Source organism: Rhizobium sp. BK312, assembly GCF_014193605.1.
GTDB lineage: Bacteria > Pseudomonadota > Alphaproteobacteria > Rhizobiales > Rhizobiaceae > Rhizobium.
The window spans coordinates 669,940-685,579 of sequence record NZ_JACHZP010000003.1 but is presented as its reverse complement, the minus strand read 5'-3'; the positions used below and the strand labels follow the sequence as shown (position 1 = coordinate 685,579).

Annotated in this window: 8 protein-coding genes and 3 tRNA genes; 1 reads left to right on the top strand and 10 read right to left on the bottom strand. The window is 58.9% G+C overall.

From position 1 onward, the window contains the following. Positions 1-25 precede the first annotated feature (25 nt). The 5 genes from FHT85_RS11945 to FHT85_RS11925 form a co-directional block, all read right to left on the bottom strand. Complete coding sequence (locus tag FHT85_RS11945; RefSeq protein ID WP_112337529.1) at positions 26-628, bottom strand: NADH-quinone oxidoreductase subunit C; 603 nt, start codon at positions 626-628, stop codon at positions 26-28. An 18-nt stretch (positions 629-646) separates the two neighbouring features. Then, the gene (locus FHT85_RS11940; protein ID WP_015339504.1) at positions 647-1,228 is read right to left on the bottom strand and encodes a NuoB/complex I 20 kDa subunit family protein; all 582 of its coding nucleotides are present in this window, start codon (positions 1,226-1,228) and stop codon (positions 647-649) included. Continuing rightward, positions 1,219-1,584, bottom strand: a complete 366-nt coding sequence (locus FHT85_RS11935; RefSeq protein ID WP_034489570.1) for an NADH-quinone oxidoreductase subunit A — start codon at positions 1,582-1,584, stop codon at positions 1,219-1,221. Before FHT85_RS11935 ends, FHT85_RS11940 begins: the two co-directional genes overlap by 10 nt. 258 nt (positions 1,585-1,842) lie before the next feature. Continuing rightward, positions 1,843-1,919: transfer RNA gene (locus FHT85_RS11930), tRNA-Asp, on the bottom strand. Positions 1,920-1,967: 48 nt separating this feature from the next. After that, positions 1,968-2,044 (bottom strand) — tRNA-Asp (locus FHT85_RS11925). Between the two features lie 392 nt (positions 2,045-2,436). Between FHT85_RS11925 and FHT85_RS11920 the strand changes: the two genes are divergently transcribed. Beyond that, a tRNA-Val gene (locus tag FHT85_RS11920) sits at positions 2,437-2,512 on the top strand. 357 nt (positions 2,513-2,869) lie between these two features. On the opposite strand, the gene FHT85_RS11915 is transcribed toward FHT85_RS11920, so the two are convergent. The 5 genes from FHT85_RS11915 to FHT85_RS11895 all read right to left on the bottom strand — a co-directional run bounded on the left by FHT85_RS11915 (position 2,870) and on the right by FHT85_RS11895 (position 15,617). Continuing rightward, positions 2,870-4,168: a capsule biosynthesis protein gene (locus FHT85_RS11915; protein ID WP_112410601.1), complete on the bottom strand. Its 1,299-nt coding sequence runs from the start codon at positions 4,166-4,168 to the stop codon at positions 2,870-2,872. Beyond that, on the bottom strand, positions 4,165-5,742 hold the full coding sequence (locus FHT85_RS11910) for an LTA synthase family protein (protein ID WP_112410716.1): 1,578 nt from the start codon (positions 5,740-5,742) through the stop codon (positions 4,165-4,167). The genes FHT85_RS11915 and FHT85_RS11910 overlap by 4 nt, the downstream gene beginning before the upstream one ends. 131 nt (positions 5,743-5,873) lie before the next feature. Beyond that, positions 5,874-6,728, bottom strand: a complete 855-nt coding sequence (locus FHT85_RS11905) for an SDR family oxidoreductase (protein ID WP_112410602.1) — start codon at positions 6,726-6,728, stop codon at positions 5,874-5,876. 19 nt (positions 6,729-6,747) lie between these two features. Beyond that, complete coding sequence (locus FHT85_RS11900; protein WP_246779961.1) at positions 6,748-8,106, bottom strand: aminotransferase class I/II-fold pyridoxal phosphate-dependent enzyme; 1,359 nt, start codon at positions 8,104-8,106, stop codon at positions 6,748-6,750. A gap of 50 nt (positions 8,107-8,156) precedes the next feature. Continuing rightward, complete coding sequence (locus FHT85_RS11895; protein ID WP_112410604.1) at positions 8,157-15,617, bottom strand: type I polyketide synthase; 7,461 nt, start codon at positions 15,615-15,617, stop codon at positions 8,157-8,159. Between the last annotated feature and the right edge of the window lie 23 nt (positions 15,618-15,640).

The window sequence follows — 15,640 nt, the reverse complement described above, 5'->3', positions numbered from 1 at the left end:
GCCGAAGCCCACCACACGCCAACAATCAGGCCTTCGCCTTTTCGTCGCCCGGGAGCACGTAGTCGGTACCCTCCCACGGCGACAGGAAATCGAAGTTGCGGAATTCCTGCTTCAGTTCCACAGGCTCGTAGACGACGCGCTTGGCGGCATCATCGTAGCGGACTTCGACGAAACCGGTCGTCGGGAAGTCCTTGCGCAGCGGGTGACCTTCGAAACCGTAGTCAGTCAGGATACGGCGCAGATCCGGATGGCCGGTAAAGAGAACGCCGTACATGTCCCAGGTTTCGCGCTCGAACCAATCCGCGCCGGGATAAATACCGCAGGCGGAGGGAACAGGCTGATCTTCGCCGACGGGAACCTTGACGCGGATGCGCAGGTTCTTCTTGGGCGACAGCAGATGGTACACCACGTCGAAACGCTCGACACGCTGCGGCCAGTCGACGCCGCAAATATCCGTCATGTTGACGAAGCCGCACCTGGCGTCGTCACGCAGGAAGGTCAGCAGGGCGATAACGTTTTCGGTCGTCGTCGTCACCGTCAGCTCGCCGTATTTGATCTCGCTCGACGAGATCAAGGCGCTGCGGACTTCCGTGAGGTAGGCGGCAAGCTCGTTCAGGGCTTCACTCATAATACCTTGTCCCCTGCCTTACCGTTCGATCGTGCCGGTGCGCCGGATCTTCTTCTGCAGCAGAAGCACGCCGTAAAGCAGCGCTTCCGCCGTGGGAGGACAGCCCGGAATATAAATGTCGATCGGAACGACACGGTCGCATCCGCGAACGACGGAATAGGAATAGTGATAATAGCCGCCGCCGTTCGCGCAGGAGCCCATCGAAATGACGTAACGCGGCTCGGGCATCTGGTCATAGACCTTGCGGAGCGCAGGCGCCATCTTGTTGGTGAGCGTGCCGGCAACGATCATGACGTCAGACTGGCGAGGCGAAGCGCGCGGCGCAAAGCCGAAGCGCTCGACGTCGTAACGCGGCATCGAAACCTGCATCATCTCGACGGCGCAGCAGGCGAGACCAAAGGTCATCCACATCAGCGAGCCGGTACGAGCCCAGTTGATCAACTCATCGGTAGAGGTAACCAGAAAGCCCTTGTCGGCGAGCTCGTTGTTGATTTCACCGAAGAACGGATCGTTGCTGCCGACAGGCCGGCCGGTCGCGGGATCGATGATCCCCTTCGGCTGCGGCGCAACGAGCGTCGTGTTGCTTGGAGCTACTCCCATTCCAGGGCTCCCTTCTTCCATTCATAGATAAAGCCGATGGTCAGCACCGCGAGGAACACCATCATCGACCAGAACCCGAACCAGCCGATCGCACCGAAAGATACGGCCCACGGGAAGAGGAAGGCGACTTCCAGATCGAAGATGATGAAGAGAATCGATACGAGATAAAAGCGGATATCGAACTTCATGCGGGCGTCATCGAATGCATTGAAGCCGCATTCGTAAGCCGACAGCTTTTCCGAGTCAGGCGCCTTGAAGGCGACGGCAAACGGCGTAATCAACAGCGCCAGGCCAATCACCAGGGCAATACCAATGAAAATCGCTATCGGAATATAGGAACTGAGCAGTCCAGTCATCATGTCCATCCCTGCTTGCGGTCAGCGCCGGGGCGGCGCATCTGAGCAAATGCCCAGCAAGCGAAAGAGCGTTGCAACAGAGCCGTGGTTAGCGCAGGCGGAGCGCGCGCGCAAGCCTTTTGAATCTGTCGTTCGGGGTCCTGTCGAGCGGTAGATATCAATGTGTTGCGACGACAACGCGACAAATTGGCGCAAACGCGAAAAGCCCCGTTCGCAATCGCAATAAATTGACGTTTGATTGTAATGGCTTGGAGAGAATGGCGCGAGTGACGGGGCTCGAACCCGCGACCTCCGGCGTGACAGGCCGGCACTCTAACCGACTGAGCTACACCCGCGCATTGTTTGGCCTTTCAGCCAGTACGGATCCGAAATTTGCCTTGAAATGGCGCGAGTGACGGGGCTCGAACCCGCGACCTCCGGCGTGACAGGCCGGCACTCTAACCGACTGAGCTACACCCGCATTGCATTTCAAGCATTCCAGATGCTTCCGCACCCATCAAAGCGGCCCTCGCCGTTCGATGAGCGGCTAACTACGGGGTTCGTGTTTGGGTGTCAAGCAGGTTTGAATACAAATCGATGACAGAATGCGAATTGTTTTGGACAAGCGCTCCTGCAATTTTCGGTCCTCTCGATTTCACATGGCAGGTTCCCACCCCATGCATTTCATGAGAACCTGATATGCATGGGAATAACCTCGCGGGGCGTCGAGCCAGCATATGTTGACGAGTGCGGCCAGGAATGTGCAAAAATCAAAAAAATCAAAAAATCTTCATAAACACTCTTGCGGTTTTTCCCCGTTCCGCATAGATCACGGCCACCGAACGCGGCGGGCCAATGACCCGCTTCGCAGAAGGGCGATTAGCTCAGTTGGTAGAGCGCCTCGTTTACACCGAGGATGTCGGGAGTTCGAGTCTCTCATCGCCCACCATTCCCATACAGATTAAATTATTGGTTCATGTGCGAGACGCATCGATTGCGTCTTCTGGACGGACGCCCCTGCACGTCCAACTACAGTCACTCAGTAATTGCCGAGAATAATCACGCCTAGAAGCACCACGGAAACAAGCACAAGGGCTGCTATGATGATCAGCAGCTCCTTCAACATGAATCGTTCCATCTTGCTGTCATCCATGACGTTTGCTCCCGGCAAACCGTTATTGAAATTCACTCCCAACGTCGAATCGCCGCGCCGGGTTCTCCGTCAATCCACATGTAAGCGGTCGTATTGTCAATTTCAGCCCGAAGACCTCTCGTGGCGGCATTCTTCTTTCATCCCATTGCATCTTCATTGCGGCACATGAAACTTTATCGGCCGCTGCCTTGGCGGCGGGTCGATGTAGGCGTCGGGCAAATTGACTGTTCGCGATAATAATTTCTCGGCAACCTGCGCGGCGGCGGCGCGAGTGCCCTCGCGCGAGCAAAAGTTGCCGCGTACCTGTACCGCCGCGGCCAGCAAGCGAAAAAATGCATCGCGCAGTTCCGGTGACGGCTGCGTCGGCTCCAGCCAGAATCGATCCAGGTTCCCCTGGTCACTCAGTCCATCGATATCGTAGATCGCGGCTCCCAACGCTTTGACCGGCTTTCCCGCCTGCAGCGCCGAAACTGCCGCAGTCGAGTTGACCGTTACCATGCCCTCGCTGGCGACAATCAGCCGGTCGAGACTGCCGCCATCGATCAGATGGATGCGCGGCGACAATCCGCATGAGGCACCGATATGCTCGACATAGGCCCGCCAGTCCACGAGCCCGTTGTCGAGCGGATGAAGCTTTAGGACGAGATGTGTATCCGGCGCGGCATGCTCCGCAAAAGAACGGAGAATCAGCCGGATTGCATCCTGTTGCTGATGGAAAGGCGAATGCGCGCGGAGCTGAAAATCGGTCTGAAGCTGTAGGGGATAGACGAAGAATCGTTTGCCACCTGCAATTAGCTCTTCGATCACGCCCTGCGCTTCCCGTGTCCTTCTGCCGCTTGCCGGAAGTTTCTTCAGCCATCCGGCATATTCCATCAAGGGATGGTAGAGCCCGTGCCGGCGATAGCCGGGATAGAGGAACCACAGAAAGACGGTCGGCAGATAATAGGCGAGATCGTAAAGCGCTTCCGCCAGGAAAGTCTGGTTGTAACGACGTGTCCAATCCGGCTCCGGCAGATTGGACGCGGCCTTCAGAATATGGACCGGATTGGTGGGAAAGTGCGAATTGGAAGAGAGGCCATCTCGCTCGAGGGTCACCCAGTCCGGCCGCAAATAACCCATTTCCACGACATTGACGGCAACGCCGGCGCGGCGCGCCTCCTCGATGGCGACCCGGTGATAGGGCCGCTCTTCGCCATGCAGGATCAGATCCGTGACATCCTCGGCTTCGATTCGAAGCCTGACATAGGCTCGCCATCCGGCAAAGTCGCCGCGATAGTTGAACGCCTTGCGGCGGCGCCACGAAATCCAGTCCCCGGCATTCAGGTTGATGCGGATGCAGCGGCCGCCGGCCTTCTCCAATATCCTGGCAGTCTCGACGAACAAAGGCGAGGATGGGCCCTGCAGGAAGAGGAAGACGCGCGGTCGCGCGGCCCCTTCCCCACTGGGCATCATTCTGCAACCTCGGTGGCAAGGCCGGCATAGCGCAGCAATGTGCCAATCAGATTCCAGGGCGCCTCTTCTTGCGGCGGCTGCGGCTTTTGAGAATGGGCGCGCGCGCGGCCAAGCGGAACGATGACATAATCGGTGCGCGGATCCGGGAACGGATCGGCAAAGGCCTTCAGCAGGGGTGCATGATCGCCATAGAAAAGCAACCAAACCGGGCGATCCAGCCTGTCGAGATGATGGGCAAGATTGCCGAGCGCATGATCGGCGCGCATCAGAAGTTCGCCGTAGATGTCCACCGGATTGACGAGGTCGCCGCAGCGACCCGGCTCCCAGGGACCGTGATTCGCCATGGACGCGACAAAGAGGAAGTTCTTGCTCGTGCCGTCATCATCGATCGTCCGAATCACGCTTTTCGTCAGCGAGAGGTCGCTGACATAAGGGCCATCGCGCTCGGGATTGTGATCGAACTCGTCCAGCATCATCATCCGGTCGAAGCCAAGCTGCGGCAACGCCTTGTGACGCAGGAAAAACGTCTTGTCATAGGGATGGATGAACTGCGTCTTCCAGCCGGCCTTTTTCAGCCGCGCCGGCCAGACGATATCCTTGTAATGGCTGGCACGCAAATAAGGGTAGCTGGCGTCGATATGCACATTTTCGGGCAGTAGCCCGCTCAAGACAGCAAATTCGGTTCGTAGCGTATAGCCACCCTCGAAGACGCTGGTCATGCGGCCCCATTGCGCAGCCTGCTCCCTCAGACGGTCGAGATTGGGAAGCTTGATATTGTCGACGCCGAAATGTCTGAGATCGATGAAGGATTCGGATTGCCAGACGACGATGAGCGGCTCGTCTTCGCCATGCTCCCAAAGTTCCTGCAGCGCCGACATGAAACGCTCGGACAATTCCGAGACGATCGCCTCGCGCCGGACACCAACCCAGATGACGAAATGAAAAACGACGGAGGCAAAGGTGCCGAATCGCACCGTATCGCTCTTGACGTCAACCTTGCCGAGAAACTTCTGCGTGAGACGGCAGACCGGTTCGCTGATCACGCGGCTGAACAAAGCGATCCATGGCGTAAAGGCTACAACCAGCATCAGCAGGATCCAAAGCACACCGTGGTTGTCCGGCAGAACCGCGGGCTCCAGATACATGTAAAGACCGCTGAGGCCGAAGACGTAGGCAAAAGCGATGATCCAGAAGACGATGTTCAGCGATGTCGCGTAGAAGATCTCCTTGTATTTGAAGACATCCACGACGAGCGCGATGTCCGAAAATACCAGAGGCTCGCGGATGAACTCGAATTTCGCCCTCGATATGCCGGTGAAGATGACGAAGAAACTGATGACGGCTTGAGTGCTGTAGATCGGACGCCAGGAAATGGCGAAGAAAGCCGCATAGATCAGGATGATGACCGGAATTCTTGCCGCCCAGTCGCAGGCTACTCGCCGCCAGCTTCTTTTCGTACGGTTCTCGGCATTGATGGCCGCCGGCATCGCCAACGGATCGGTCAGAAAGACGATGACGCAGGAAAACGCGAAGCAGGCAAGGGTCAAAAGAACTGGAAAATCGTGAAGCTTCAAGACTGCGCCATCCAAATGCCCGCTGCCTCGGCAGCATTTCCATATCAGCGAGGAACGGGCCGCCAATACCCCTGACTTACCTTCTCTTGCACGTGTTTCGCTGGCGGTGCAACTCCTGTGCGTGTTTTGTATTACTTATCGCAATCAAAGCTCTGCTTGCCGGTATCGGCAAGACCGCTATGCGCCTCGTCACCAAATATTTTTCGCGCCTTGCGTGAAAACCACCATAACAGCAATGGTTTTATCAGCGGTCCGAAGTAAGCCAGCGCCGTCAGCGAAAATCCGAAGTGAATCTTCTGCCTGCCACGATCCATCCCACGGACGATTCTTGCTGCGACCTCCTCCGCACTCCACGGCTTGACGGCCCCCATCAAAATCTCCGCTTCGCGCGGCCTTAACGCGATTTCCCGAGCATATTGCGGCGTCATCGTATCGGGCGGGAAGCAGATCGAAATCTGCACGCCCCAAGCGCCGGCTTCCGCGCTCAAAGCCTCGGCAAAGCCCGCCAGCGCCGATTTGGATGCGCAATAAGCGCTATAGCCAAACATACCGATCAAGGCGGCACCCGAAGAAATCATCATGATCCGGCCGCCGCGGCGGCTCTTCATGCCTTTATAAACAGCACGAACCGCGTTGGCTGTCCCAAGGAGATTGACGGAGATCTGCTCATCGAAAACCGACGCGGACATTGCATCGAAGGTACGCGGCTCGACGATACCCGCGGAAGCGACAAGAATATCGCAAGGGCCGAAGAACGCCTCGCAAAGCCTTACCGCCTCGGTAGTCTGTTCGGCAGAGGCCACATCAACGGAAGCCGTCCGGATAAAGGCACTGTCGACATCGGGAAGCATCGCGATTTCGGCGCGCGCCTCTTCGAGGCGCCCGGTATCGCGAGCAAGAAGCGAAACCCAGGCCCCTCGGGCCGCATAAAGCTTGGCTATCGCCAGACCAATTCCGCTTGAACCTCCCGTGACGATAACGTGCATGAGACGATCGCCCCGAAACTTAAGAGCCGCCTGGCGTTTGAGCCACGGGCAGCAGTTGCATCATCTTCTCCATATCCAGCGAAGCAAGACCGAAATTGCGGTCCTTCAAGCTCTTGAGTTTTTCTGCTGTCAGCCTGACCGCACGCCGGATTTGCTCCTCGGTATGATTGCAGGTGATGAAGAAACGAAGGCGCGCCATGCCCTCGGGCACCGCCGGATGGATGATGGGCAGCACGTTGATGCCTTCGGCGAGCAAGTCGTTGGAAAGCTGCGCGGCCCGAAGCGAATCGCCGACGATCACGGGCACGACCGAGTGCCCCACGCTGAGGCCGGTATCGAGGCCGGCGGCCTTTGCCTCGTCGAGAAACAGATGGCCGTTGCGCCTAAGCCGCTCGGTTCGCTCCGGTTCGGACTTGAGGATATCGAGGCCAGCGATGGCGGCGGCGGCGAGAACGGGCGAAAGGCCGACGCTATAGACGAAACCGCCTGCTTCCGCCTTCAGAATATCGGCAAGCGCACGCGTGCCGGCAATATAGCCGCCACAGCTCGAAGTCGTCTTCGAGAGTGTGCCCATCCAGATATCGACATCACGCGGATCAAGATCGAAGTGCTCGAATGTGCCGCGGCCCGTCCTGCCGAGAATGCCAAGCGCATGCGCCTCGTCGACCATTAGCCAGAAACCATAGCGCGCCTTGAGCTCCAGCAGCGCGGGCAGGTTGGCGATATCACCATCCATCGAATAGATGCCTTCGACGATGACCAGAATGCGCCGGAAATCCGACGACAGCGTCTTCAGAATATTTTCGAGGCTATCGACATTATTATGCTGGAACAGCCGGCGGGCGGCACCGGAAAGCTTGATGCCGGCAAGCGCGCTGTTGTGAATGAATTCATCGTGGATCACGAGATCCTGCGGCCCCATCAGGCAGCCGATGGCAGCGACATTGGTCAAGTAGCCGCTGACAAAGCAGACGGCGGCATCGACGCCATAGACCTCGGCAAGCCTGCGCTCGAGCTCCACATGATCAGGCCGCTCGCCTGCGACGAGACGACTGGCCGACGCCGAGATTCCGAAGCGGTCGATCGCCTCCTTGGCGCGCTTGGCGACACGCGGGTCCGTATTGGTCGCCAGATAATCATAGGAGGCAAAATTGACGAATTCGCGCCCGCCGATGCGCGTCGTCGCACCGGCGGCGGCATCATGCGACCGATAGAATGGATTGGCGACGCCGAGCAGCTCACCTGCCATGCGCTGCGTTGCGACACGCTTATATTCAGGCAGATCCTCGAAACGGGTCGCCTGACGCGGTTGTGACTGTGGCTGCCGGTTCAGCCTTTCGGTCCGATTGCGGCCGGAGGATTCGCCGACACGACGCATTTGCTCAAGCAGCTTGCTTTTCTTCTGCTGCGCCGGTTCGCCATCATAGGTCACTGCACGGCCCTTTTTTCGTGTTCTGCGGCATGGCTGCGCGCCAGGCGCTCGACCACCTCGTCCCCGGCCATGTCACCAGCGGCGCTGTCACCGTTGCGATTCATGACCCGATCACGCAAACGGTTGACGACATCGCCTACGGTCGTGCCCTCGCCTACTCCGCTCAAGGGAATATCGAAGCCGGTCTTCTGCTGGAAGCTCATGCCGAGCTCCATGGCCATCAGGCTGTCGAGGCCGATATCCTTCAAAACCTTGTCGGGCGTCACCGTGTCTTCGGTCACGCGCAGGATGGCGGCGATCTCTGCCGCGACAAGCGCATGCAGAGCGGCCTGAGCCTCCTCTTCCGATTTCCCTCTGATCAGTTCTCTGAGATCGATGCTGTCTCCCTCGTTGAGGGCCTGATGGCTGCCTGCATGGCGCATCAGCGGCTCGAACAGAGAGCGTCCGGCGATCGGCAGCAAACGAGCTGCATTCCAATCGATCTCAGCGATCATGACCGCCGCCGCATCGACATCTCCTCTGTCCGCCAGCATATAACGCTCGACCTGTTCCAGCGCGTCGCGTGCCTTCAACGCCGCCTTTCCGATACGCTTGGAAAGGAGATCATTGACCTCGATGTTGCGAGCAAGGAAGCCCTTGTCGGCGATCGCGCCGAAGCCGACGGCGAGCGCGGGCTTGCCGGCCGCCCGGCGCGCCCGCGCCAGACCCTCCAGATAGCCATTTGCCATCACATAGTTTGCCTGACCGGGATTGCCGAGCATGGTCGTTGCCGAGGAGAACAGCAGGAAAAGTTCCAGCCTGTCATCTCGCGTCAGACGATCCAGATTTTCCGCGCCACGGATCTTTACCTCGAGAACGGGGCGATTGCGTTCCGGCGTCAGATTAGCAAGGAGTGCGTCATCCAGGACCATGGCGGCGTGAACGACGCCCTTCAATGCCCCTTCGGTGCGGAGCGAGACAAGAAGCGTCTCAACCGCGGCGGCATCGGTGATATCACAGGCATGCAGCGTCGTAACGACACCCCGCTTTGCCCAATCTGCTATCGTCTGCTTCGTTTCAGCGTCGGCAATGCCGCGGCGTGAGCATAGCGCTATGCGGCGCGCGCCCTTCGAAACGAGCCAATCGGCGGCGGACAACCCGAAGCCGCCAATGCCGCCCGCGACCAGGAAAACACCCTTGCCATCGACACGCAGGGATTTCGCGGGTGCGCGCAAGACGCTGTCAACACCCGCAACGGGCGGCCGCACCACGATTTTGCCGATATGGCCGGCATTCTGCATCAGCCGGAAGGCATTGCCGATCTCGTCATAAGCGAAGGCGCGATATGGCAGCGGCGTCAGCTTTTCCTCGGCGAAAAGCTGCCCGATCTCCCTGAAGATGCGCCGAGTGAGATCGGGTACGTTGACCAGAAGCTGATCCGCATCGATACCGAAATAGCTGACATTGCGCCGGAACGGACGTAGGCCAATCTTACGGTCGGAATAATAGTCGCGCTTGCCGAGCTCCAGGAAGCGGCCGAATGGCTTGACCAACTCGATGCTCCGCTCCATCGCTTCGGAAAAGAGCGAATTGAGGACAAGATCGACACCCTCGCCGCCCGTAAGCCGCCGCACGCCGGAAACGAAATCCAGAGTGCGGGAATCAAGCACATGATCGGCGCCGAGCATTTCGAGAAAGCCACGCTTCTCGACCGTGCCGGCGGTGGCGATCACCCTGGCACCCTTAAGCTTGGCAATCTGGAGCGCCGCCAGACCGACGCCGCCGGCAGCTCCATGAATCAGGATGGTTTCACCCGGCTGAATGCGCCCAAGCTCGACCATCGCATAATAGGCGGTCAGAAAAGCGACAGGCACGGTCGCAGCCGCAACGGTGTCCATCCGTTCGGGGAGCTTCGTCGCTCCGTCGCGGTGAACACGGACATGGGTCGAGAACGCAGCAGGCCCGATCCCCATCACCTTGTCACCCAGCGTGAGATCGTCGACGGCATCGCCAACGGCAAGAATTCGCCCAGCGAATTCCATGCCAATGGTGGCACCGGCAAAGCCGTCTTCAAGCGCCTCTTCTGGCAGGAGCCCCATAGCCCACATCACGTCGCGGAAATTGAGGCCGGTCGCTTCGACAGAGACGACAATCTCCCTCTCTTCAGGCACAGGAAGGCCTACTTCCTCCCAGACGACGCTATCCAGACGCCCGCCCACATGTTGCCGGATCATCGCCGCGGCAAAATCCTGGCGGCTTGCTTCGACGGCATCAAAGGGACCTGCGGCAGCTCTGATCTCTCGGACCTTTCCGGTCGCGCGATCCATGAACCATTCGCGGTTGTCCGTGTCCGCCGTCATGAGAGTGTCAACTGCGGAAAACACTCGCCCGTCATCCGCATCGGCATCCAGCAGGTGGACGTCAAAGGCATCATATTCGTTTTGAAGAACGCGGCCCAAAGCCCACAGACCGGCATTCGCGTCATCGACGGGGCAAGCCGACAGCGGAGAACCGCCGGGCGCCAAGATCACCAGTCGAGGTCGTGCTCCCTCGCTGTGCTGCGACAGCAGGTTCGCCAGTTCGGTGAAGATCGAGAGACGCGATAGTGAAAGTTCCGCCGCATCGCCGCGCTTCACGCCGGCAAGATACACGATCCGGCTGGTTCTCCGGTTGACCGGATCGAGAACGCCGGCAATATCTGGCGACAACGCACTGAGATCGATGACCTTTGCATTCTCACCCAGCTTGCCAAGCCCCTTCTTGCCCTGCTCCGACAAGATCAGGATGGGCTCGGCGATCTCCACGACGGCAGCTGTTTCCGGTTGCCGTTCGGATACAGCCGATACCGCTATCAACGCTCCCTCGGGGAATACTTGCTCATGGATCAGCGGCTTGGCAAAGCCCAAGTTCCCCAGGAGCTCGGCGATCTGCTGCGGCGTGCCGAGCCGCCCAACGGGAAATTCCGGCGACGAGCTATCCGCAAACCAGCCTTCGGAGAGGCCGAAGACGAAATCATTGAAAGCGCTCGGCGCACGATCGACCAGCAACAACCGCGCACCGCCGGTGGCAACCGTTCGGACAGCTCGCTTGATATCGTCATTGTGAAGCATCAGGTGCTGGCTCTGATCGCCGGAGGCGACCACGAGGTCCGCGACATAGCGATCCGTCAGTTTGGCCGGATCGGTAACGATGACATGCGCATCGCGTTCGAATGCGATCTCCAGTGCTCGGCGCACCTGCTCACGCGGCTCGGCAATCACGAGACATGCGCCCGCTGCTGCGGTGATCGTCGCCAGTTTTCGGCTGAAAGCGGCCGAAACCGAGCCGACTTCCAAAACGTATGCGATCGCGCCGGCATCGGCTTCGATGGCGGATGTCAATGCTTCCGCGAGCATCGAAAGCCGCCGTTCGCTCAAGGGCGAATGAACAAGCACATGCTCCAGAGTCGCCCCACCCGGAATGTTTGCCCCCTGGTCAGCAGGCTCACGTTCCAACACGTGCGGCCGTATCGTCGCCAAATGTTCGAGCGTCTCGCGATAGGCATCGCCAACGAGAACACTTTCGGCCACGCGCCCAGCGTCCTCGCGATAGATTTCCTGAAGCAGCTCGACCACAGGCGGCAGTGTCGGCTCCAGGGGAACGTGCCACTTGCCGTCTCCAGTCTCCGCGATGCCGGCATCCTCCAGAATGTAGAGGCAATTGACCAGGAAAGACCGGAATTCGGCATCGCCGGGAAGGCCGGAAAATGCGACGGCGCCGTTACGGTCCGCAACCTTTAGTGCGATATCGTAGCAGGCGCGATAGACTGCGGCTTCAAGAAGAAGGCTTGCATTGTTGAGCGCATGGCTCGCGCCGGAACTGCCGTACGACGGAATCTGCCCTACGTTAGCGTCCGATTTGCGCGCGCCAGCGAAAAGAGCCGAAGGTACGCTCTCATAATGAAATGCAACGGAATCGAGCGTTGCCCTGCGGCGCAGCTGAGTGCGCCGGAAACGACAATCGTCAAGAACGGCAACCGCGCTGCCCTTCGCATCGAACAAGGTGAAACGGGCCTTGATCGAATTCGCGCTGAAACGCTCGATCTCAATGAAGGCTTTGACGATCGACCTTTCCTTGCCGAAAGCTCTCACGGTGCCAAAGTGAACGGGAATATAGGGAGCGCCGGTTTCGTCGCCGGAAAATTGATCGAACAATGCGACGAGACCGTGAAAGGCCGCGTCGACAGACATAGGGTTGAGATTATAGCTGGCGAAGGGATGAGACGGTGAGGCAGCCGTCTTCAGGTCCACTTCGATCGCATGATGACCGAACGCCGCAGCTTTCGACAGAAGCTGAAAATGTGGGCCGTAATGCAATCCGAAACGTTCCGCGGTTTCGTAGGCCACCTCGGACGTCAATATGGATTTACGGTCCCCGCTCGATCGCGCGGCGGCCTTGCTATCCATCTCAGCCGCCAGCGGCTTGCGGCAACGTCCGACTGCATGCACTGTCCATTCGTCTTGGCTGAGGCGCTCGCGCGACCGGATCTCGAGATCTCCCGTCTCGGGTGACAGAATGGTGGACAATTCGACCATCCTGTCTTGAGACAATTCAAGCGGCCGGAAGATTTCGAGATTGCCGATTTCGACTTCATCGGTCCCGTAATAACGTTGCGCAGCCGTTACGGCGATTTCGATAAAGCCGCTGCCGGGCAGGATCGCCTTGCCATCCACCACATGTTCGGCGAGGTCTGGAAAAAGGCGGGCGTCGAGGTGGTTCTTCCAATTCGTACCATTGAGATCGGCGCGCCAGCCAAGCAGCGTATACGGGCTTTTGCGATCGCGACCGAAAATATCGATCTCGTCCGTCGTCGCATGAGCGCGAAGCTCCACCGGCTCGAAAGGCAGGGGCGGCAGCTTGACGAAAGCGTTGCGCGTGGCGCTGCTGCGCGTGCGTAGCGCAGGCGCACCGTTGGCAACCGCTCGTGCAAATGACTGTGAGACCGGATCATGGCCATCAATGGGGGCCTCGCGCAACAAAGTCGGTATTGCGATCGCCTGAACCGATGCCTGTTTTGCGATCTCCGCGACATAGTTCGACAGGATCGGGCGCGGTGAAATTTCTATAAAGAGGTTGCAGCCCATTGCCAGAGCGACCTGACAGCCAGCCTTGAAAAGCACGGGATCGCGAACATTGCGCCACCAATATTGCGTATCCAGCAGGCGCCCATCGCGCAGTTCGCCTGTTACCGTCGAGATGAAGGTCCCAGTGCCGCTATCCGGCGCGAGATCGGGCAGATCTGCGAAAAACGCCTCCCTGGCACGGTCGATGATGGGATGGTGGAATGGATAGTTGATATCGAGAACATGCGCGACGATCTGAGATTTACGCGCGGCGTCCCTGTAGGCCTCTATCTCATCGGCAGGACCGGAGATCGTTACCGAATTCGGCGCGTTGACGGCCGCGATACATATATTGTCCAGGCCCCTGGCTTTCGCAAAAGCCAGCGCTGCATCCTCGCCAAGCACCACGGCGGCCATCTTGCCCTCGCCGGCGAGAAGATCCTGATGCAGCGAACGCTTCGCGACGATTGCAACCGCCTCGGCAGCCGTCAACACCTTGGCTGCGTAGGCGGCTGCGATTTCGCCGACCGAGTGGCCGAAGACCGCATCCGGCTTGACGCCCATCGACCAGAGACAGTCCGAGAGGGAGGCCTGGATCGCGAACAGCAGCGGCTGCGCGATCTTGGTATCGGCCAGGCGGGCAGCAAGATCAGAAGCGACCAGAACATCGGTCAGCTTTTCGCCGAGATAATATTCAAAGAGAGCGCTGAAGGACTGAAAGCATTGCCGGAAATGGCGGTTTTCCTGATAGGCGCCGATGCCCATTCCCGCCCATTGCGCGCCGTTGCCGGAAAAGACGAAGGCGATCTTGGTGGCCTGGGCCGGAGCTTCGCCAGCCTCGCCAGCCGAATTTCTCCCCGCAAGATGCGCGTCGATCGCGGCCAGTACCGCTGCACTGTCTTTTGCGCGGGCTGCGAAACGATGACGCATGGGTTCGCGATTGGCAGCGGCGGAAGCAACGATCTGACGCGCTTCCTTGGGCTCGGCAGTTTCAAGACGGGTTCTGTAGTCTTCGAGCAGCGCCGAAAGAGCCGAGGCCGTGTGAGCGCTGACGGCGAAAACGACCCCCTCGCCTCGGATTGGCGGTTCGGGCGGTGCGATCGGATCGGGGTCACTGATGACGACATGAGCGTTCGTTCCGCCGAAGCCGAAGGAATTGATCCCGGCAAAGCGTGCCTGCTTGGCCGGAAGAAGCTCGATCGTTGATGTATTGACCCGAACGTTCAGGCCCTCGAAATCGATGGACTCATTCGGGTGGTCGAAATGCAATGAGGCCGGTAAGAAATTATTTTCAAGCGCAATCACAGCCTTCAACAGCCCGAAAAGGCCGGACGCCGGTTCGGTATGGCCGATATTCGTCTTGATCGAGCCGATCGGTACCGGCGCCCGCCGATTGCGCCCTATGACTTCGCCGATCGCCCAGATTTCGGCGGGGTCGCCGACCTTCGTTCCCGTTCCATGCCCTTCGATGAAGGCGATACGATTGACATCGATATTGCGCCCTTCATAGATCGACTGAAGCAAGGCGGCCTGCGCCTCACGCGACGGCATGGAAATACCGTTGGTTCGTCCCGAAGAATTGACGCCCACGGCATGTATTCTGGCATAGCTGCGGTCCTTCTCGCGCAACGCAACATCCGTCCGGCGCAATACGATCGCCGCACCACCTTCTGCGCGAACGTAACCGCGACCGTTGTCGTCATAGGCGCGGCAGAGCCCTTCCGGCGATAGCATGCGCGCCTGCGCGAAGCCCACGAAGGACATGGGGTTGAGCAGAATATTGATGCCGCCGACGATCGCGGTATCGATCTCTCCGTTTTCGAGGGCCTTTACCGCCTGATCGAGCGCTACCAGCGAAGACGAACAGGCCGTGTCGATCGTCATGCTTGGCCCGCGCAAGCCGAATATATGCGAGATGCGGTTGGATGCGATGGAAAGCGCATTACCCGTCATGAAATACGGGCTACCCGAGGCGGGATCCTCGATCGTCAGGTTGCCATATTCAAGGGAGGATGCACCGACATAGACGCCCACGCGCTGGCCTTCGAACCCATCGATCGGCAGGTTTGCATCTTCCAAAGCTCGCCAGACAAGATTCAGAAGGATGCGCTGCTGCGGATCCATCTGCATCGCTTCACGCTGGGAAAGGCCGAAAACCGCAGGATCAAAGGCGTAGACATTTTCAAAGACGCCGGCTGCAAAACTGTAAGTTTTTCCCTGGATGCCCACAGCCGGATGCCAAAAGCGAGCAAGATCCCAGCGCTCCTCAGGTATACGGCTTACGGTGCAACGCCCCTCCTTTAGTAGGAGCTGCAGTTCATCGATAGAACCCGCCCCAGGGGCAATGCTTGCGCGTCCGATAATCTCAACTGTCATGATCTCTCAGCAATATACCAAAC

Excerpts from the sequence above, each read along its gene's own strand:
- FHT85_RS11915 (WP_112410601.1), bottom strand. The coding sequence starts at position 4,168 with ATGATGCCCAGTGGGGAAGGGGCCGCGCGACCGCGCGTCTTCCTCTTC.
- FHT85_RS11900 (WP_246779961.1), bottom strand. The coding sequence starts at position 8,106 with ATGCGTCGTGTCGGCGAATCCTCCGGCCGCAATCGGACCGAAAGGCTG.
- FHT85_RS11935 (WP_034489570.1), bottom strand. The coding sequence starts at position 1,584 with ATGACTGGACTGCTCAGTTCCTATATTCCGATAGCGATTTTCATTGGT.
- FHT85_RS11945 (WP_112337529.1), bottom strand. The coding sequence starts at position 628 with ATGAGTGAAGCCCTGAACGAGCTTGCCGCCTACCTCACGGAAGTCCGC.
- FHT85_RS11895 (WP_112410604.1), bottom strand. The coding sequence starts at position 15,617 with ATGACAGTTGAGATTATCGGACGCGCAAGCATTGCCCCTGGGGCGGGT.
- FHT85_RS11940 (WP_015339504.1), bottom strand. The coding sequence starts at position 1,228 with ATGGGAGTAGCTCCAAGCAACACGACGCTCGTTGCGCCGCAGCCGAAG.
- FHT85_RS11905 (WP_112410602.1), bottom strand. The coding sequence starts at position 6,728 with ATGCACGTTATCGTCACGGGAGGTTCAAGCGGAATTGGTCTGGCGATA.